We start from the raw sequence: 20,489 nt of genomic DNA, 5'->3' as shown, positions 1-20,489 counted from the left end.
TAAAACCCTCCTGTTAAATTAACAATTATTAATTAATCTGATACTTATAGTTCTAATTTATCAAAAGTCATATTATAAAATCCTGAAAGGACTAAATGAGCTTTTTTCAATACATCTTTAGAACCTATTCCAATACAATACATTCCTGCATTAATGGCAGCTTCCACCCCAGCTTCTGCATCTTCAAAAACAATACATTGGTTAGGCAATAGATTAAGAGCCTCAGCACCTTTTAAGAAAACTTCAGGATTAGGTTTTGCTTTAGACACTTTTGTGCCATCAATTATGGCATCAAAGTAATTAGTTAAATTTAACTTGTCAAGAATAAGCATAGAATTCTTACTTGCAGAACCTAATGCAACTTTTATACCATTATCCCTCACACTTTCTAAGAAACCTATGACCCCAGGTAAAATATCCTCTGGAGTTAATTTAGAAATATACTCCACATACCAATTATTCTTTTTTTGTGCTAGTTCAATTTTTGTCGCATCATTCAATGTGATATTACCTATCTCTAATATGATTTCCAATGATTGCATTCTGCTTACACCTTTTAATCTTTCATTGTCTCGCAGTGAAAAATCAATATTAAGTTCTTCCGCTAATCGCCTCCATGCTAAATAATGATATTTTGCCGTATCAACTAATACCCCATCTAAATCAAATATAAATCCTTTAATGTTGTGCATAGCTTCCTCCTTTATGTTTATGTAAATTACTATAGTAATAAAGGTTCTTACTTAATGGTTTTAGATATAATGTTTTGAGCTTATAAGTAGAAGTTAAAAATTATGATTTCATCAAAATAACAATATTAACAAAATAAATTAACCTTACTTTAATATAATAATATAAAATTGATGATTTGTGAATGCGTTTGCACAAAATAATTTCTATTATTTTTTTATTAAAGAGAACCTTGTCTCTTGAAAAAAAAATTAGTATGCATTCAATGATTTCAATGGTGTAACAAAATAAGGGTAGCAAAAGTAGAAATAGTAATATAAGTAAAACAATATTGCTATTGACAGAATATAAAGCGAAACATTATAATCAAGTTAAATAATTTTGCAACCGATTGCACAATATAATATCAATGAGTTTAAATATAATTAGACATAACTCAAAACAAATTAATATACTACTTATTTATTCTGTATTATATCTAACCTTTATATAAGCTATCCTTGCACAAAATTACATTTAATAATATAATTAGTATATAATATTTTTAGAAAGTAGGAAGTGAAGTTTTCATGTCAGTAACTATAAGAGAAGTAGCAAAGATAGCAAATGTATCACCATCTACGGTTTCCAGAGTAATTGCGGATAATCCCAAAATTAGTGATGCAACAAAACAAAAGGTTTATAAAGCAATGAAGGAAATGAATTATCATCCTAATGCAATAGCTAGGAGCTTAGTTAGTAAAACAACAAAAACTATAGGACTTATTTTACCTAATACAGATGAAGATTTATTTGTTAATCCATTTTTTATTCAAATTATGAGGGGCATAAGTCATTATGCTCAAAAAAAAGGATATTATATTATGTATACCTACAGTAATAATGAAGATCAAGAAGTAGAGTACATAGCAAGTTTAATGAATAGCAGAAGAGTTGATGGGATTATTTTGCCTGTAGTAAGAAAGAATGACAAATGTATTGCATATTTAAAAGAGTCAGATTATCCTTTTGTAGTAATTGGTAAACCAGAAGATACCGAAGGATTATTATGGGTTGATAATGATAATTTTCATGCCATGTACAGTGTTGTAAATTATCTTATACAAAAGGGTGAGAGGAAAATCGCATTTATAGGTGGTTCACCTACACTTAATGTTACTATAAATAGATTAGAGGGTTATAAAAAAGCAATGGAGAATATTGGTGTAAAAATAGACGAAAATATGATTCAAGTAGCGGAGTTCACAGAAACTAGTGGTTATGAGGCTATGAAAAAAATTTTAGAAAACTCAAATCCTACAGCGGTTGTCACTACTGATGATTTGATTGCCTTTGGCGCATCAAAAGCTATTAGTGAAATGTCGCAAAATCATATCTCAATTGTTGGTTTTAATAATACCCCCTTAACTGCTTACAGAAATCCTTCACTATCCTCAGTGGATATTAATTCTGAAGAATTAGGTTATTTTGCAGTTAAACTATTAATTAATAAATTAGAAAATGAAAAGGAATATATAACTAATTATATTATTGATACAAAATTAGTTGAAAGAGAATCAACTAAATAACTCTAGGTTTCTAGAGTTATTTTTTAAGTGTACTTGCATAATATGAATAGAGCGTATCACTATAGTTTTTATTATTTTTAAGGAGAGAGATTAGATAATGAATGAAGTATTAGAAAGCAACAACTTCACTTATAATGGAAATGATTTAGGTGCAGTTTATACTACTCATGGCACTACTTTTAAAGTTTGGGCACCTAATGCGGAAGAGATTTCAGTAGTTGTGTATGAGACTTTCAATGCTGAGATAAAGAAAAAACATGTCATGAATAAAGGAGAAAAAGGGGTTTGGTTCCTTAGTCTCCATGGTGATTTTAAAAATAAATATTATAATTATTTAGTAACAAACTCTGGGATTGAAAAGGAAACACAAGATATATATACCAAAGGTGCAAATGCAAATGGTAAGAAGAGTATGATTGTTGATTTCAATTCTATAAATCCACATAATTGGGAAAATCATAAAAGACCTTTACCAATTAACAGAACTGAGTTAGTAATTTATGAACTTCATGTTAGAGATTTTTCAGTATCAGAAGACTCAGGAATTAAAAACAAAGGGAAATATTTAGCTTTTACAGAAAAAAACACTAAAACCTCTAAAGGTGTTGTTACAGGTCTGGACCACCTTAAAGATCTTGGAATAACTCATGTTCATCTATTACCTGTTTATGATTTTGCCACTGTGGATGAAACGGTAGGCGGATATAATTGGGGATATGATCCTTATTTATTTAATGTTCTCGAGGGTTCTTATGCTACGGACTCCCAAGATGGCACTGTAAGAATTAGAGAGTTTAAAACTATGATTCAAACACTACATGAAAATGGTATCTGCGTAATCATGGATGTTGTGTATAATCACACTTTTGATTTTGAAAATTCACCAATGGAAGTATTAGTGCCGGGATATTATTATAGAAAAGACTGGTACGGCAACTATACTAATGGTTCTGGTTGTGGTAATGAAACTGCGTCAGAGAAACCAATGATGAAAAAATTCATAGTAGATAGTATCGCATTTTGGGCAGAGGAATACAAAATCGATGGATTTAGGTTTGATTTAATGGCTCTTCATGATATTGATACAATGAAAGAGGTAATTAAGCAAGCAAAAATTATTAATCCAAATATCGTTATTTATGGTGAACCATGGACAGGTGGGCCATCATCATTACCTTCATCGTTGCAACTAATAAAAGGTAGTCAAAAGGGTATGCAGGTATCACTCTTTAATGATGCTATGAGAAATGCCGTAAAGGGAGACAATGATGGAGGCCAGGTGGGATTTGTAAATGGTGGAGTGGGCTTTGAACTCGAAGTGAAAAAAGGTATTGTTGGTGGTATCAAATACAATGACAAAATATGTGATTTCGCGAAAGAACCTGGAGAATCAATAAACTATGTAAGTGCGCATGATAATTTATGCTTATATGATAAATTTGAAAAAAGCAATCCTAATAATACTCCTTTAGAAAGAGAAAAAATGAATAGATTGTCTTTATCTATAATACTTACCTCCCAAGGAGTACCTTTTATTCAAGGTGGGTCGGAAATATTAAGGACTAAGCAAGGAAATCATAATAGCTATAATGCCGGTGACACTGTGAATGAAATATGTTGGAATAGGAAATCTGAGTTTGCAGAAACTTATGAATATATAAAGGGGTTAATTGCTTTAAGAAAAAGCCAAAAGGTTATGACATTAGACAATGCTTATGAGGTAAGAAAGTCTTTAGTATTCCTTGATACACCTTGTAATTGTATAGCTTATGAATTAACATCCACCTTTAAAAACGAGTACAATAAATTAATTATAATTCATAATTCTAACAAAACAGATATAAAAGTTCTTTTACCCGATTGTTATGAGTGGAGAGTTTTAGCCAATGAATATGAAGTAAATAAAGCAGGAGTACGTAAAGGACCTAAGACTTGTGTTAATGAGGTAAGTGTACCTTCTATATCCACCTATATCCTATGTAGATGATGTTAAAATACTAAAAGATAAACCGAAAATATTTAAGTTTGGAGGCAATAGGAACAAATGATTTATTTTCAAATATTTTTTTCTTTCTTAATCTTTATAGCTGCCAATATTTATGTTGGTAAAAAAGGGTGGTTACTTATAAACACAGTAATCCCCAAAATTAGTATATATTTATATTGGGCAATGTTTATTTTTATTGCTTTGTCTTTTATAACAGCAAGAATTAGTAAAGATAAAGTGCCGCATTTTTTTGAAAAGTTTCTTAATATATTAGGCGGTTACTGGCTTTCAGCATTTTTATATTTCATAATACTATTAGGAGTCATTGATATTGTAAAATTAATTTTAGGTATTAAAAGATTTTCATTCATAGGTGCCAAAGTTTTACAAAAAATATATTTGGTGTCTAATGTTGGGGCAATTATTATTGTAGCTGTCTTGTTAATATACGGAACTTACAATGCTACAAATATTAAAACGACTAAGTATGCATTGAAAATCAACAAGGATGCAGGCCAATTAAAGAAATTAAATATTGTTATGCTTTCGGATTTACACCTTGGCGACATAGTTGATAAACAGAGACTTTCAAAGATGGTAATCAAAATAAATGAATTAAACGCAGATATAGTAATACTAGCTGGTGATATTGTAGATGATTATATAGAGCCTTTTATTGATCAAGACATGGGCATAGAATTCCAAAAAATACATTCTAAATATGGAGTTTTTGCTGTTTTTGGTAATCATGAGTATTATGGAGGCTCCATAGATAAAATTGCTTATGAATATGAAAATTCCGCAGGTTTTAATCTATTAAGGGATAAAACGGTGAAAATCGAGGATAGTTTTTACATTGTGGGCAGAGAGGATTTATCCTATGAGAGATACTCTAAAACTAAACGAAAAAAGATGGATGAATTGCTTAAAGATACAGATAAACTTTTACCTATTATTGTAATCGATCATCAGCCAGTAAATTTTAGCGAAGGAGAAACAGCGGGGGTTGACCTTCAATTTTCAGGTCATACCCATAATGGGCAATTGTTACCAGCTAATATTGTCACTAAAAGATTATTTGAAAATGATTTTGGATTACTTACAAAGGGGAATTATAATGTTGTGGTTTCAAGCGGGGTTGGAACCTGGGGACCTCCTATAAGAATAGGAACATCCTCAGAAATTGTTCAAGTAGAACTAGAGTTTAAATAATAAAATTAGTTATATAGCTGACTTAAAGTAGAAAAAACTGCACCCATAAGAGATGCAGTTTTTTCTACTTTATTTTAATTAATATCAAGAATTATTCATTGATTTGATGAAATGATAAAACCTAAGGCTCTATCTCAATATAAGCTATCGCCTTTTTGTTAAACAAATATTTTTTACCCATTGTATTAACCTCATGGGGTCTGGAGTTTTCAAAATTGTAAAACCAACTTTTAAACAGATCAGATTCAGATTGTTTTAAATCTAGTAATTCTTTGTCACCACTAATAAAAGAAATCGTTAACATTTTATGCCCTCCCTTTCAAGTACAGAATATTCTGTACTGTTATATATTCTCTGCTTAAAAGAAATTTCCTCTATTTGTGGAACTATTTTTAAAAATATTTTTTAGTGGTCAATATTATTCAAAGTATATTGATAGTTAAAAATTTAACAATAACATCATAAAAAAAAAGAAATCTTCACTACAGCGGCAACAGTGATAGATTTGCTTTTTATTATTAGTCTAAACATTCTAAACATTCATTAATTACATCTTCTGTAATTTCAACTAATTCATCTTTTCTCATAAAAACACCTCCTTGTTTATAAATAAGATCAAAAACAATTATTAATTGTTAATGCCTTAAATTTAAGTTTAAATCAACTTATAACAAATTAATATATGCTATAAGTGTTATCAGTACGTTATTTAACAAAACTTTTAATAAGGATTCATTAAGAAATTTTAGAATGAAGAGGGTAAGAATTAAAGAATTGAAATTGTAAAATTCATGCTTCTCTTGTTATGTGATTAATGATCCGATTTTTCGCTACGTATTGGCAAGTAGTTTGTAATCTTAAAAATATGTTGTTTCTACTAAGTAACTCTTTCATTGTATAACATAATATTAAATAATGCAAGGAAAATTTATAATAAAATTAAAAAAATCAAGTTCCATTAAATATTAACAATGATGATAACTTGATTTTCAACTTAAAAATGTTCCTGTTTATTTGGATATAATAGCTTGGACTCTGCCTACCTGTCCATCTTCTAGCATAACTTTTATACCCCTATGGTGTACAGCTGAATTTGTTAACAACCTCTTTACTACACCTCTAGTTAGTGTAGTTGTTCTTTGGTCTTTTTTTAATACAACGTCAACTGTAATGCCTATAGATATATTACTTCTTATTTGTCCTCTATTATCATTTTGTGTAATCATGCGATTGTAGTCTCCTTCAATAAAATTACTCTAAAGCATATTTTCAATTTTTGATAAGAATCTGATTTATATTAGCTTTATATATAAAGAATACTCTAGTTATCATTGTCTTGTCAAAATTTAATGTATATTAATTGATTTTTATATGATATAAGCAAAAATTTAAAATATTACTAGTATGTCAAAATCATATAAAAGTAGTTGAATAGAAAAAGATCATAAGGAAATCATATTGTAGAAAATACTTTTTAACAAAGGAGATGTTGCCATGGTAGAGGTATTGGCATTAATACCTGATCATCTTATAAATCCACTTATATCATCTATTTCTATTATAACTGGAGCTATTTTAGGTGGCATTTTTAGTTACATCATAAATAAAAAATCTACTGGTAAAGCTATTGAAACGCAAAGTAAAATTGAAAAGGATAAAAGGGAGTATCAGGAAGCAAATAAAGCTATAAAACTCAGTGAGAATGCTACTATTATTAGATTAGATATATGCACAACTTTATTTCAAAGCTTAAGAATGTTAAAAGAATTTGATAGTGGGAATAAGATTACTATATATCCTGTACCTATGAACTTTAATTATGCTAAAGCAATTGCGGCTCTCGAAAAAAAATTAGATTTAAAAGAACTGAGCTATATTTATCAATTATATGTAATTATAGAAAAGTTGCATAATGATACTAAAGTATATTATTATGATGAAAAGCATTATACTTTAATTAAAGAAGATTATGAGATGTTTATTAAAAAGCTTTATGGAAGCAATTTCTCAAAAGCATTGTGCTTTGATATTGATAATGTAACTTATGAAAGTTTATATAATAATGAAATTATAAAACCAGGATATAAAAATGTGCTAATTAAGCTACACGAGATTACTTATTAATATTTTTTAGTAAGAAACTTAATGTATTTCAGAAATATAACATACATTTGCATAAAAACTCTTATGCATTTCAATATTATGTTGAAATTTTCGAAGAATTAAGATAAACTGATTAGTAGGGAAAACAACAAGTTAAGTTTGAGTATAAAATTAAAAATGTAGAAATTATAAATTAAAACATAAATTCTATAGTATTTAACATTCTTTGATTTGCTGCAAAAGGAGGAAAATATATGTCAACTAATAATATTGAAATGATGAAAAAAATTATTGAAGAAAAGAAGAAGACAAGTTCCGAGCAGGGTGGAGTTTCAAGACCAGATAAAATAATTGGTAAAAAAATGAAGGCAGCAAGGAGCACTAAGAAAACTGGCGGTCTATTTGATAGATAAATATATATCTACCATAAAATCATTATTAAATAATATATTTATAAAAGGATACTAAAATTAATTATAATAAAAAAATGAACCTCTTAATTTTGAGGTTCATTTTTTTTGATGTTTTAATTTCTGAAATAAGTAAGTGCTAGATTTTTCTGGCACTTGTTAGCACATTAATCTAATCCTTGAATAATGTAGTCTTTTTCTAAAACATCTCTATTTTCTAAATAATTGCATAATTTAATGAACTCTTCTATTTTGTCAATATTACATAAATTTCTAAGGGCAATAACAATCCCAGTACTTTTATGTTTAATAAATTCCATATTATATATTTCCGTTTCTATAAAGCCTCTTTGCCAATATAAATTTTCATTACAGGTAAGGCAATATTTATCGATTACTCTACTCTTTTCCTCCCCTAATTCTTCTTTTAAATATTTGTCTCTAATTTCTTGAGTGATCGTTTTTAGAACTTCGTAATCCAAATAAATCACTCCCTATATAACTCTATTAGTTATTAAATCGTTGCCTCCTATGCTACAATATTAATGATAACAAATATTGGATATACCTTGTTAAATAGTTAGTCCAATATTTATATATAATAGATATTGATACATCTATTATAATCATTCATGAACTAAATTAACAAAACGTAGTTTTAATGAACAAAATGTTTCTTTATTTGCACAGATTATATTATTATGATAAAGTTTTAACTAGTAAAGTTAATAATTTTACAGTTTAGACATTATAAACTATTTTTTTCAGTGAAGATAATCCTAATAAAAAATTTTCAAACTGAGGGGCATATAGTATGGGTGAAAACAAAAGAAAAGAATAGTTGAAATTGACTATTTTTAATAAAAATAGTATAATAAGTTAAATATATTTAGTGAAATCGATTTAAAATAGGGGGTATTTTAATGAAAAACATAAGAATTATGTCAATAATAGCTGCTGGTGTAATGACACTTTCCATATTGGGTGGTTGTGGTAAAAAGGCAGAAACTGTAGAAGCTACAGCACCTGCAAAAGTAGAAACTACAGAAGCTGCAACAGCAGAAGTTAAGGCACCAGAAGTATATAAAGCTTCAGCTAAAGATTTTGACGAACGTGGTTGGAAAGGTGAGGTAACAGTAACTTATACAGATGGAAAGATATCTAAAGTAGAATATATGGAACTTAATAAAGCTGGCGTTAAAAAGAGTGAAGATCCAGCATACGAAAAAATGAAAGCAACCGCAGGTGTTTCTCCAGCAGAAGCTTATACTAAATTAACTGAAGCTGCATTAAAAGATGATGAGGCAATAACAGTTAGTGGCGCAACTGGGATTTCAAAAACTTTTAAAATTTTATATGCAGAAGCTAAGGCTATGAGAAAATAAAATAACAATTTCAATAAGAAAGACTTTAGACTTAGGTCTAAAGTCTTTCTTATTGAGAAAAACAGGGGGACGATTATGATTTTTTCATGGAAAAAAAGAAAACTTAAGACTATTGCAATATTTGTAATGCTAGCTATAATCTTGTCTGCATGTTCTAAAAAAGTTGTAAAACCAGTAGAGCCAATTTCTAATACCGAGTTTTTAATGGGTACAGTGTGTACAATTAAAATTTATGATAAGTCATCTACTGAAGTATTAGACAAAGCTTTCAAAAGAATTAGCGAAATTGAAAATACAATGAGCATAAATAAAGAGACTAGTGAGGTTATAAATATAAATAATACAGCTGGAGAAATGCCGATTAAAATTTCTGATGGAACTATGGAAGTGCTTAAAGAAGGTTTGAAATTTGCAGGACTAACAGGTGGAAAAATGGATATAACCGTAGGACCTCTTGTGAAATTATGGGGAATAGGGACAGATTCTGCAAGATTACCTTCGAAAAAAGAAATTGATGAAAAAAAAGCTCTAATAAATTATAAAAATTTAATATTAGATGAAAAAAACAAAACAGCATTTCTTAAAAATAAGGGTATGATAATAGATTTAGGAGCTATAGCTAAGGGTTACACTGCAGATGCAGTATCAAAAGTTTTGAAAGAAAATGATGTAGAACATGCTATTATAAATCTTGGTGGTAACGTATTTGCTATGGGTAAAAATGTTACTAATACTCTTTGGAAAATAGGAATTCAAGATCCGTTTACTCAAAGAGGAGATATTATTGGAATGATTGAAGTGGAAAATAAATCTATAGTTACTTCTGGCATTTATGAAAGGTATTTTGAGAAAGATGGTGTGAAATATCATCATATTTTAAATACTAGCACAGGATACCCTTGTGATAATTCTATAGCAGGAGTGTCCATAATAAGTGAAAAATCAATTGATGGAGATGCTCTTTCTACTAGTGTATTTTCATTAGGACTAGAGGAGGGAATGAAGTTTATAAATACTATGCCAGGAGTAGAAGGTATTTTTATAACTAAAGACAAACAAGTATATATTACCACTGGGTTAAAAAATAATTTCAAAATTACAAATTCAGAATTCACATTGAAAAATTAGAAAACTCTTCTTTAGTATGTTATAATATTCTAATGTAAAAGAGGGGTGATTTTATGAGTAGTATTGCAGGAGAAGGTTGTGAAATAAGAGTTCCATTAAATGAAAGGAAGACACTAGCGGAAATAGAACGTAGTCTTATTACAACCTATAGAAGACATATTTGGGCAAAATTCACTAAAGCTATAGTAGATTATAAATTAGTTTCCCAAGGTGATAAAATTGCTGTTGCTATCTCTGGTGGTAAGGATAGTTTAATAATGGCTAAATTATTTCAAGAGTTACAACATTATGGTAGTGTTAAATTTGAATTAGAGTTTATCGCAATGGATCCTGGTTATCATAAGAATATAAAAGAACTATTAATTGATAACTGTAACTATTTAAATATCCCAGTGAATATATTTGATTCAAGTGTTTTTCATATAATTGATAACATAGCAAAGGATTATCCTTGTTACATGTGTGCTAAAATGCGTCGGGGGGCTTTATATGCGAAAGCAGAGGAGTTGGGTTGTAATAAACTTGCCCTTGGACACCATTTTAATGATGTAGTTGAAACTACTATGTTAAATATCCTATATTCAGGAAACTTTAAAACTATGCTTCCAAAATTAAAGTCACAAAATTTTGGAGATATGGAATTGATTCGTCCTCTTTATTATATTGAAGAACAATACATTGAAGATTTCATTCAAAATAGTGGTATTTGGCCACTTAATTGTGCTTGTATGGTTGCGGCTAAAAAGATAGGAAACAAGCGCCATGAAATTAAAGATTTAGTTAAAGAGTTAAAGAAAAATTTTAGTGATGTTGATAAATCTATTTTTAGAGCAGCACAAAATGTAAATATGAATTCTATTTTAGGTTGGCAAAAGAACGGAGAAAATTATTCTTATTTAGATTTTTATGATAAAAATATGGATTAATAAACAGCAGTGGGACATTTTTTAAGTTCTACTGCTATTTTTTATGGAATCTTTAAGGTATATATGAAATTTTTTAATACATTTTGGTTTGTGTGTATATTTTAGGGAAATTAAGAAATGCTTTAGAAAGGGTCTATAACAATAAAGTATAATATAAGTATTAAATTGTGTTTAGAATAAATCTTTTACCCATTAACAGACATATAGAGAACGAGTAAGATATCAAGAGTAAATTAAAGATCATAGAAGAAGGAGAATAATAATGAAAAAGAAAGCAGTAATTTATGGTTTAATTGTAATAGGCATTTTAATTGGTATTTTTTTAATATATGAAAAACAGAAGGCTAGTAAAATTACAAACATAAAAACTTCAATAGCTCAAGTTGGAGAACTTAAATCTTATATATCTACCACCGCAACGGTGAATTCAAAAAATAGTAAAGAATATTATGGTCTTCAATCTAAAATCAAAAAAGTTAAGGTAGCAGTAGGAGACAAGGTTAAAATAGGTGATATCCTAGTAACTTATGAAACTATAGATTTAGCTTCTACAGTTACTCAAGCTCAAATCCAATATGATAATGCAGTACTCCAGAAAGAAGATTTGTACAATCAAAATGATGATATTAAAAGTAAAATTTCAGATTTTAGTAATGAGATTATAACCTTGGAAAAAAGTTCAAATCCAACGGATAAAGCAAAATTAGAAAGCTTAAAACAACAAAAGAGCGCCTTAGCACCTTTATCCTCAGAGAAGTTAAAACAAACAGATAATTCTGTAAAGCTAGCGGAAATATCCTTAAATTCTGCTAAACAAAAACTATCAGAAAATAAAAGTTCAATTATATCTACGAGTGCAGGTGTTGTAACAACACTTAAGGCAATAGAAGGTGCAGTGGGCAATGGTATGGAGGCAGTGGTAATAGTTCAAGATATAGAAAATTTAAAAGTCGTAGCCTTCCTTGGAAAATATGATGCGAGTAAAATTAAGATTGGTCAAGAAGTAATACTTAAAAATGAAGATAAAACATACAAAGGGAGTGTTTCATTTATAGACCCCGCAGCAATTAAAACAGTGGGAGTAACAGGAAGTGAAACAACTTTAGCAGTGGAAATTTCTATTTTAGATAAAGCTCCAGATTTAAAGATAGATTTTGATGTGGACGTAGACATATTAGTAGGTAAAGTTGCAAGTGCTATTAAAATACCTTCAGAAGCATTAAAGGTAGAAAAAGGCGGTAAAAATTTAGTATACGTTGTTGAAGATAATGTAGTGCATGAAAGACAGGTAACTATTGGATCCCAATCAGATACTGAAGTTCAAATAACTAAAGGGATCAATAAAGGGGAAAAGGTTATCTTGAACCCCTCAACCTCAATTTTGGAAGGCACAAGCGTAAAAGAATTAACAAAATAAAATATAAGATAATTGTTTTGTACCAAAGGTAGTACAAGGAGGAATATAAATGTTAGAGGTAAAAAACCTTATAAAAATATATAAAACTGGAGATCTCAAATTTACAGCCCTTAAAAATATTAATCTCAAAATTGAAAAGGGAGAGTTTACAGCAATAATGGGAGCTTCTGGATCTGGAAAATCTACTTTGATGAATATACTTGGATGCCTTGATAAAATGAATAGTGGTAAGTATATTTTAAATGGGCGTGATATTTCACTTCTCAGCGGTGATGAACTTGCTCATATTAGAAATAAAGAAATAGGGTTTGTATTTCAATCATTTAACCTTATTCCAAGAATTACTTTACTTGATAATGTTCAACTTCCTATGATGTACGCAGGTATACCTACTAGGCAGCGAAAAGAAAAAGCTCTTTACGCACTTGAAAAAGTGGGGCTATCAGATAGAGTACACCATATGCCCAATGAAATATCAGGGGGACAAAAACAACGAGCTGCAATTGCAAGAGCAATAGTTAACTCGCCAGCGGTAATCATGGCAGATGAGCCTACAGGTAACCTTGATTCTAAATCCTCAGAAGATATAATGAAGATATTTGAGGATTTGAATAATGAAGGAGCTACAATTCTAATGGTAACGCATGAAACTGATATTGCAAATCATACAAATAGAATAGTAAGGTTTAGAGACGGTGAAATTGTATCAGATTCTATTGTTAAGCATAAAATCGTTATATAAAGGGAGTGAAAGTATGAATATATTTGAAAGTGTAAAAACAGCCTTAGAGAGTATAAAGGCAAATAAAATGCGTTCTTTCCTCACTATGCTTGGAATAATAATTGGTATAAGTTCAGTTATAACAATCGTGTCTCTTGGTCAAGGTGGTCAGAAGGCTATTACAGGTGAATTTGCAAAATTGGGAGCCTCTTCAGTTACAGTTAAAGTGAGTGGAGAAAATGCTCAATCAACAGATTATATAACCCTAGAGGATGTTAAACAAATAAAACAAAAAATTGAGAGTGTTAAATATGCAAGCTCTGCTTTTCAACTTCAAGGCACTGTTTTTTCTGATAAGAAGAGTAAAAATGCTTTTATGAGGGGAGGTTCTCCAGATCTCGCCTATATAAATAACACAGAAATTATTTTTGGAAGATATTTTAATGAAAAAGAATACGAGCAAGGTGAAGCAGTGGGCATAATTGACGAAACTGATGCCGTTACTTTATTTGGTTATTCGGATGTGGTAGGTCAGAGTATTAAAATAGGACAAAACACATTAATAAAAAAGATGACTATTGTAGGCGTTGAGAAAGGAATAACTTCTCCTTTTGGAAATGGTGGAAATTCCGGTAAACCAATTATAATAACAGCACCAGTAACATTTTTAAGTACACTACAGTCTAAGGAGTTTAAAATAAGTTCAATAACTGTAGTTGCAGATTCACAAGATAATAGTGAATCCGTAGGAAATGGGACAATAAAAATGTTAGAATCTAGGCATAATAACAGAGGCAAGGAAATATATTCAGCGGACAATGCATTAGCGGTGCTCGAACAAATTAATAGTGTTCTTGGAATATTCACAGCATTCATAAGTGCAGTTGCGGCTATATCACTACTGGTTGGTGGAATAGGTGTAATGAACATAATGCTTGTATCCGTAACAGAAAGAACAAGAGAGATAGGAATAAGAAAGGCAGTAGGCGCTACGACTAAAATAATACTAATGCAGTTTTTAATTGAGTCAGTTATTCTATCCTTAATAGGAGGGATAATTGGAATGATTTTGGGAATTGTCGGGGCAGAGATAATAGGATTCTTTGCAGGAATAACACCTGTGATATCTTTGGCAGCAATAGTTGGCTCTATTTTATTTTCTTCCGCAGTTGGTGTTTTCTTTGGTATATATCCAGCTAAGAAAGCAGCGGAGTTAGACCCAATTGATGCCCTTAGATATGAGTAAACATAAAATAGTGCCTGCGCAGGCACTATTTTTCATCTTCCTTTAATTCTTCTATCATAAATTTATCAAAGTGAATTTCCTCTATAAAATTGTTTTCATCAAAACTAGTTTTACGTCTTTTATTATATTCATTAACATTTGATTTTAGCCAGTAAGGAGTTGCTATGTCAAATTTATAACATAATTCTGTTAAGCATGCTTTTAAATTTTCTTGATAACTGTCGTCAATATCCGACACTGACACTTCGTCCTCAATAATTCTATTATCATAAATTATTTTTCCCCAAATTTTTAACATCTTTGCCTCCTTGTTTAAAAAATATCGTTGTTTTATGAAATATTTTTTGTTAGTCATAATTCTATCATAAATAATAGTTAAAGTCATGAAATATATTTGAATGTTTGCTTTGTTTATATATTAATATATGCTTTGTTATATATTGCATGTTTTAAATTCTTTTCGGAAATAATAAAAATTAATTGTTTTTAAATACGTAGGAGGAATATAAACACATGATAAATTTAAACACAATCCATTATGCGTATATAATCATCATTTTAATAATTATTGTGATAATTACACTAAAAAAGGATGTTATACTTCCGTGTATTTTAGGCATTGGTATAATAGGGTATATCTTTACAGGCGATGTTCTGAAAGCTATTCAGATTATATATAAGGCAGTAGTGATATCTGGTAAGGAATTTATTGAAGTAGTTGTCCTTATTGCATTCGTTAATGCAATGTCTAGCGCATTAACAGACATTGGTGCAGATGAGCTAATTATAAAACCTATGAAGAAATTAATGATAAACAAAACCATGTCTTTTTTTGTTCTAGGTATAACTATGACTTTGGTTTCATTGTTTATCTGGCCAACACCAGCAGTGGTTTTTGTTGGGGCTTTAATGGTGCCTGTTGCAGTAAAATCTGGATTATCTCCTGTATGGGCTGCAGTAGTTTTATGTATATTTGGCAATGGTGTAGCCTTATCTAGCGATTTTGTTCTTCAAGTGGCACCATCCATAACTGCTAAAACTGCGAATTTAGAGAGTCCCTTAGGGCTTATTAAGGGATGCCTTCCATTTTGGGGAGTAATGAGTATAGTTACTATAACCACAGCATTTATACTTATGAGGAAAGATAAATTTGCAGAAATTATTGTTAATGATAGGACAACTGAAACCATAGGATTAAAGCAAATGAAGTCTATGGGACCCAAATTCATAGCAGTAGCTACTCCCTTAGCATTTATAATAGATATAATATTAATAACAAGGTACGGATTAGTAGGCAAAGAATCTACAGCTTTGATAGGTGGAACTGCAGCAATAATAATGATAATTTCATCTATAGTTCATACTGATATTAAAACATCATTAGGCGAAGTCACTAAATATATTAAAAGTGGTTTTGCGTTTGGTATAAGTATATTCGCACCAATCATTATTATCGGTGCTTTCTTTTTTCTAGGAAGTGAAAACACAGCAAGTGCTATACTGGGTAATGGTGCTAGTGGTATTTTAAGTGATATAGGAATATATGCAGCTAGCAGGATACCTTTATCCAAATATTCTGTTATAGGTATACAAACAGCAGTAAGTACTCTTCTTGGCCTTAGTGGTTCAGGTTTTGCGGGCCTTCCCATAGTTGGCACTTTAGCACACACATTTTCAACAGCCATTGTTATAGACAAAGAAAAGGTGGCAGCTTTTGGTCAAATAATAACCATCTGGATAGGTGGCGGAACTATAATTCCTTGGAGTGTGGTCGCTGCAGCCGGAATATGTAAGGTTGAACCCTATGATGTAGCTAGAAAGAATTTTATACCTGTTACGTTGGGAATAGTTGCAACAGTGATAATGGCTATTATCATATTATAGTTTTAGCATATAAAAAATAGATTAGCATACTAACTAGTTATTTTTTATATGGATTAATTGAAGTCACGAGTATGCGTAGTTGAGTAATCAATGCTATAATTAGTGGGAGCATAAAACATATACTAATACATTTTAAGGAGACTAGGAGAAATGAACATTCAGTGTTTTGGAACCAAAAAGTGTTTTGATACACAAAAGACAGAGCGATATTTTAAGGAAAGAACAATAAAATATCAATTTATAGATTTAAAAATTAAAGGACTAAGTAAGGGTGAGTTACAAAGTGTTAAAAATTCTGTAGGTTTAAATAATTTAATTAACACAAAATCAAAGGATTATAAGAAATTAAATTTAGATAAAATAAGAGGAGAGGAGACTAAAGAAGAAATTTTATTAGAAAACCCACAACTTTTTAAGACTCCCATAGTTCGAAATGGAAAACAAGCCACCGTGGGTTACGTACCAGAGATATGGACAACCTGGGAATAGTAATAATATTAAATAGGTACATTATTTCAAAGTTAAGCAAATTATATTAGGGAGGCTTTAGATTGTCTTTAAATAGTTTCTTTCAGTTCATTGAGATTAAAACAAAATTGGCTAGTATGATACCATTTATAGTTGGAACACTGTATTCACAGTATCGATATAAAAGCTTTAATTTAAAGAATTTTATTATTATGAGTATATCACTATTGGCCTTCGATATGGCTACAACAGGCATTAACAATTATATCGACTACAAAAAAGCTTTGAGAAGTCATGAGAATAAAAATAATATTCATGGTGATATTAAAGAATCCACAGCCTTAGCTATAATTTTCATACTGCTTTCACTGGCAATTTCTTTCGGAATTTTATTAACTTTAAATACTAATGTAATGGTACTTTTAATTGGAATTGTTTCATTCTTAGCAGGCATACTTTATACCTATGGACCCATTCCAATTTCACGTACACCCTTAGGAGAAATCTTTTCAGGTATATTTATGGGATTTATAATTTTATTTTTATCAGTTTACATTCATATATTTGATGAAAATATAGTTTCTTTTATGTATGCTAATAATAGGTTAACCTTTAGCATAAACCTAATGGAAGTATTCTATATCTTTTTAATTTCCATACCTACAATGTGTGGAATAGCAAACATAATGCTTGCGAACAACATCTGTGATGTTGAAGAGGATATAGTAAATAATAGGTTCACATTACCACACTATTTAGGTGTGAAAAATGCATTAAAGCTATTTAAAGTATTATATTATATAGGATATTTAGATATTATAATTTTAGTCATATTGAAGATTTCACCAATTATATCACTGTTAGTGCTCTTAACTATAATACCATTGAACAAGAACATAAAATTATTCAACCAAAAGCATATTAAAAGTGAAACCTTTGTTTATTCCGTTAAAAATTTTGCAGTGATTAACATAACACATATCCTATCAGTTTCAGTAGCACTTATATTTAGTCTTTAGAAACAAAAACAAAGGTTGCGTAGTTGAATTTTCGATTTAGTATTTAGGAGGAGATTTTATGGATAAAAACCTAATTATAGATAAAACAAAAGAATATGTTGAATCAAAACTAGGTGGAGAAGGGACAGGGCATGACTATTGGCATGTGCTAAGAGTTTATAAAATGTCCATTTATATAGGAAAAAAAGAAAAGGCTGATCTATTTGTAGTGGGGATTACTGCACTACTACATGACATTGCAGATTGGAAGTTTAATGATGGCAATAGTGATATTGGACCTAAGCTATCTAAGGAGTGGTTAGATAGCTTAGAAGTGGATGATGACATTATTAATAAGGTCACTAAAATAATTAGAACCATGTCTTTTAAAGGCGGTACAACAAATGCGCTGCAAGAGTCAATAGAGGGAAAAGTTGTTCAGGATGCTGATAGATTAGATGCAATAGGTGCTATAGGAATTGCACGAACTTTTGCTTATGGTGGTTATAAAGAAAGAGAATTGTACAATCCTGATATAAGGCCACAAAAATATACTGATTTTGAACAATATAAGAAAAACATTGGGACAACGGTTAATCATTTTTATGAAAAACTTTTATTGCTGAAGGATTTAATGAATACTGAAACTGGTAAAGCTATAGCAGTACAAAGACATAAATTTATGGAAGAATATTTAGACCAATTCTATAGAGAATGGGATTGCACAGAGTTAGATTCAACATTTATTGAAATTGAATAGATAAGTAATGAGATTATCCCTCTTAAATAAAAAAGAAAAAAATATGTATTATTATTAATGCATTCACTTTGTATTATACGTAATATATATTTTTTTTGCGTATAAAAACATTTGTTTGTTGACAAAGATTATTTAAACGGTTACAATAAACTTAACCGGTTCAGTTAATCGGTTAAGTAAATGCGAGGTGATGTAGACATGAGTAAAATATGCATACTTGGAAGTTTAAATCTTGATATAGTATTAAAAGTAGAAAATATGCCCAAGGTCGGAGAAACCATTTTTGCAAAAAGTTTAACCACTATGCCTGGAGGAAAAGGAGCAAATCAAGCTGTTGCTTCTAAACGAATGGGATCAGAGGTCTACATGATAGGAAAGGTTGGATTAGATAGCAATGGTGATTATTTGGCAAGTAAGCTTGCACAGGACGGTATAAATACAGACTTTGTTTTTAAAGATAATAAAGAACCTACTGGAACTGCAATAATTAATGTTAATTCAAGAGGCAATAATTCAATAGTTGTGGTAGCTGGTGCTAATATGAATATTAATAAAGCTGAGATAGTTCAAAGCTATTCAATTATAGAGAAGTGTGATGTAATAGTGGCTCAATTTGAAACACCTAGTGAAATCACAATGGAGGCTTTCACTTATGCAAAATCTAAAGGAATTATAACAATACTAAATCCGGCTCCTGCAAAAGAGGTAAATAAAAATTTGTTGGAGTATACAGATATAATAATTCCTAATGAAACAGAAGCGTGTGAGCTTACAGGAATTTTAGTTGTAGATTTAGAAAGTGCTAAAAAGGCAGCTGAGGATTTCATAAAAGGTGGAGTAAATTATGTAATAATAACTCTAGGTTCAAAGGGTGCAGCATTAATAACTAAAGAAAAATCAGAATTGATTCCAGCATTTGTGGTTAATGCTATTGATACAACTGCTGCAGGAGATAGTTTTATTGGAGCATTAGCAAGTAAATTAGGGTTTGAAGAATTGAACTATGAAAATCTTAAAAAGGCTATAGTGTATGGTAATAAAGTTTCTTCAATAGTGGTTCAAAGACCGGGAGCACAACCATCAATACCAATGAAGCAAGAGGTAATAGCACTATACGGGGAAGATTAGAATTAGTAACAAATAATTACCATTGAAAAGCACAAGGAGGAATGGTCATGAGAAAAACAGCATTACTAAATTCACAAATATCTGAAGTGATATCCAAAATGGGACACACAGATACATTAGCCATAGGTGACTGTGGTTTACCTATACCAGATGAAATTAAAAGAATAGATATTGCCTTAATTAAAAATATACCTGGCTTTATTGAAACTTTAAAAGCGATATTAATAGAACTTCAAATACAGGAAGTAATAGTGGCTAAGGAAACTTTTGAAGTTAGTCCTATCTTATTTAACGAGATAAAAAAAGCAGTTGGAGATGTAAAAATCACTTTTATAACTCATGAGGAACTTAAGTCTGAGTTAAAAGGTTGCAAAGCAGTAGTAAGAACTGGTGAACAAACACCTTATGCAAATGTAATACTAAAATCAGGAGTCGTATTCTAAAGGTATTGTAAGGTA

The 20,489-nt window shown here is 30.0% G+C and carries 22 protein-coding genes; 17 read left to right on the top strand and 5 right to left on the bottom strand.

The features are described 5' to 3' along the window. Positions 1 to 44 precede the first annotated feature (44 nt). Complete coding sequence (gene pgmB / locus KPL51_RS12690; protein WP_216161992.1) at positions 45 to 692, bottom strand: beta-phosphoglucomutase; 648 nt, start codon at positions 690 to 692, stop codon at positions 45 to 47. 567 nt (positions 693 to 1,259) lie between these two features. On the opposite strand from pgmB, the gene KPL51_RS12685 reads away from it, so the two are divergent. The 3 genes from KPL51_RS12685 to KPL51_RS12675 all read left to right on the top strand — a co-directional run bounded on the left by KPL51_RS12685 (position 1,260) and on the right by KPL51_RS12675 (position 5,457). After that, a complete protein-coding gene (locus tag KPL51_RS12685) occupies positions 1,260 to 2,258 on the top strand; it encodes a LacI family DNA-binding transcriptional regulator (protein ID WP_216161989.1) in 999 nt (332 codons plus the stop codon). Positions 2,259 to 2,355: 97 nt separating this feature from the next. After that, positions 2,356 to 4,245, top strand: a complete 1,890-nt coding sequence (pulA, locus tag KPL51_RS12680; RefSeq protein ID WP_216161985.1) for a type I pullulanase — start codon at positions 2,356 to 2,358, stop codon at positions 4,243 to 4,245. A 57-nt stretch (positions 4,246 to 4,302) separates the two neighbouring features. Continuing rightward, positions 4,303 to 5,457: a metallophosphoesterase gene (locus tag KPL51_RS12675; protein WP_216161982.1), complete on the top strand. Its 1,155-nt coding sequence runs from the start codon at positions 4,303 to 4,305 to the stop codon at positions 5,455 to 5,457. 121 nt (positions 5,458 to 5,578) lie between these two features. Here KPL51_RS12675 and KPL51_RS12670 read toward each other — a convergent pair whose 3' ends face one another. Both KPL51_RS12670 and KPL51_RS12665 read right to left on the bottom strand, forming a co-directional pair. Next, complete coding sequence (locus KPL51_RS12670; RefSeq protein ID WP_216161980.1) at positions 5,579 to 5,761, bottom strand: hypothetical protein; 183 nt, start codon at positions 5,759 to 5,761, stop codon at positions 5,579 to 5,581. 706 nt (positions 5,762 to 6,467) lie between these two features. Further along, a complete protein-coding gene (locus KPL51_RS12665; protein WP_216161977.1) occupies positions 6,468 to 6,683 on the bottom strand; it encodes a YwbE family protein in 216 nt (71 codons plus the stop codon). Between the two features lie 268 nt (positions 6,684 to 6,951). Here KPL51_RS12665 and KPL51_RS12660 point away from each other — a divergent pair, with 268 nt between their 5' ends. Both KPL51_RS12660 and KPL51_RS12655 read left to right on the top strand, forming a co-directional pair. Continuing rightward, positions 6,952 to 7,581 carry a hypothetical protein gene (locus KPL51_RS12660; RefSeq protein WP_216161973.1) on the top strand — a complete coding sequence of 210 codons (630 nt, stop codon included), beginning with the start codon at positions 6,952 to 6,954 and terminating at the stop codon, positions 7,579 to 7,581. A gap of 233 nt (positions 7,582 to 7,814) precedes the next feature. Further along, the gene (locus KPL51_RS12655; RefSeq protein ID WP_216161971.1) at positions 7,815 to 7,973 is read left to right on the top strand and encodes a hypothetical protein; all 159 of its coding nucleotides are present in this window, start codon (positions 7,815 to 7,817) and stop codon (positions 7,971 to 7,973) included. Positions 7,974 to 8,137: 164 nt separating this feature from the next. On the opposite strand, the gene KPL51_RS12650 is transcribed toward KPL51_RS12655, so the two are convergent. Continuing rightward, positions 8,138 to 8,461, bottom strand: a complete 324-nt coding sequence (locus KPL51_RS12650; protein WP_376770087.1) for a hypothetical protein — start codon at positions 8,459 to 8,461, stop codon at positions 8,138 to 8,140. 432 nt (positions 8,462 to 8,893) lie between these two features. Between KPL51_RS12650 and KPL51_RS12645 the strand changes: the two genes are divergently transcribed. From KPL51_RS12645 to KPL51_RS12620, 6 genes are all read left to right on the top strand, one after another. Continuing rightward, positions 8,894 to 9,355 (top strand): hypothetical protein, encoded by a 462-nt coding sequence (locus tag KPL51_RS12645; protein WP_216161966.1) that lies wholly within the window; start codon positions 8,894 to 8,896, stop codon positions 9,353 to 9,355. 75 nt (positions 9,356 to 9,430) lie between these two features. Then, entirely contained in the window at positions 9,431 to 10,483 is a 1,053-nt protein-coding gene (locus tag KPL51_RS12640; RefSeq protein WP_216161963.1) for an FAD:protein FMN transferase, read from the top strand. 53 nt (positions 10,484 to 10,536) lie between these two features. Then, positions 10,537 to 11,409: a tRNA 2-thiocytidine biosynthesis TtcA family protein gene (locus tag KPL51_RS12635; RefSeq protein WP_216161960.1), complete on the top strand. Its 873-nt coding sequence runs from the start codon at positions 10,537 to 10,539 to the stop codon at positions 11,407 to 11,409. 262 nt (positions 11,410 to 11,671) lie between these two features. Further along, a complete protein-coding gene (locus KPL51_RS12630; protein WP_216161957.1) occupies positions 11,672 to 12,826 on the top strand; it encodes an efflux RND transporter periplasmic adaptor subunit in 1,155 nt (384 codons plus the stop codon). Positions 12,827 to 12,875: 49 nt separating this feature from the next. Further along, entirely contained in the window at positions 12,876 to 13,568 is a 693-nt protein-coding gene (locus KPL51_RS12625) for an ABC transporter ATP-binding protein (protein ID WP_216161955.1), read from the top strand. A 13-nt stretch (positions 13,569 to 13,581) separates the two neighbouring features. Further along, complete coding sequence (locus KPL51_RS12620) at positions 13,582 to 14,793, top strand: ABC transporter permease (protein WP_216161951.1); 1,212 nt, start codon at positions 13,582 to 13,584, stop codon at positions 14,791 to 14,793. 25 nt (positions 14,794 to 14,818) lie between these two features. Here KPL51_RS12620 and KPL51_RS12615 read toward each other — a convergent pair whose 3' ends face one another. Next, positions 14,819 to 15,091 (bottom strand): hypothetical protein, encoded by a 273-nt coding sequence (locus KPL51_RS12615; RefSeq protein WP_216161948.1) that lies wholly within the window; start codon positions 15,089 to 15,091, stop codon positions 14,819 to 14,821. A gap of 215 nt (positions 15,092 to 15,306) precedes the next feature. Between KPL51_RS12615 and KPL51_RS12610 the strand changes: the two genes are divergently transcribed. The 6 genes from KPL51_RS12610 to rbsD all read left to right on the top strand — a co-directional run bounded on the left by KPL51_RS12610 (position 15,307) and on the right by rbsD (position 20,474). Further along, positions 15,307 to 16,677 carry a TRAP transporter large permease gene (locus KPL51_RS12610; RefSeq protein ID WP_216161945.1) on the top strand — a complete coding sequence of 457 codons (1,371 nt, stop codon included), beginning with the start codon at positions 15,307 to 15,309 and terminating at the stop codon, positions 16,675 to 16,677. Between the two features lie 150 nt (positions 16,678 to 16,827). Next, positions 16,828 to 17,166, top strand: a complete 339-nt coding sequence (locus tag KPL51_RS12605; protein ID WP_216161942.1) for an arsenate reductase family protein — start codon at positions 16,828 to 16,830, stop codon at positions 17,164 to 17,166. A gap of 62 nt (positions 17,167 to 17,228) precedes the next feature. Further along, positions 17,229 to 18,164 (top strand): 1,4-dihydroxy-2-naphthoate polyprenyltransferase, encoded by a 936-nt coding sequence (gene menA / locus KPL51_RS12600; protein WP_216161939.1) that lies wholly within the window; start codon positions 17,229 to 17,231, stop codon positions 18,162 to 18,164. A 58-nt stretch (positions 18,165 to 18,222) separates the two neighbouring features. Continuing rightward, a complete protein-coding gene (locus KPL51_RS12595; protein ID WP_216161936.1) occupies positions 18,223 to 18,903 on the top strand; it encodes an HD domain-containing protein in 681 nt (226 codons plus the stop codon). Between the two features lie 198 nt (positions 18,904 to 19,101). After that, positions 19,102 to 20,031 carry a ribokinase gene (rbsK, locus tag KPL51_RS12590; RefSeq protein WP_216161933.1) on the top strand — a complete coding sequence of 310 codons (930 nt, stop codon included), beginning with the start codon at positions 19,102 to 19,104 and terminating at the stop codon, positions 20,029 to 20,031. Positions 20,032 to 20,078: 47 nt separating this feature from the next. Continuing rightward, positions 20,079 to 20,474, top strand: a complete 396-nt coding sequence (gene rbsD / locus KPL51_RS12585; protein ID WP_216161929.1) for a D-ribose pyranase — start codon at positions 20,079 to 20,081, stop codon at positions 20,472 to 20,474. Positions 20,475 to 20,489: the final 15 nt, after the last annotated feature.

Source organism: Clostridium bowmanii (genome assembly GCF_018861315.1).
Taxonomy (GTDB): Bacteria; Bacillota; Clostridia; order Clostridiales; family Clostridiaceae; genus Clostridium_AD; species Clostridium_AD bowmanii.
The sequence above is the reverse complement of the archived record's forward strand: the minus strand, read 5'-3'. Positions and strand labels throughout refer to the sequence as shown.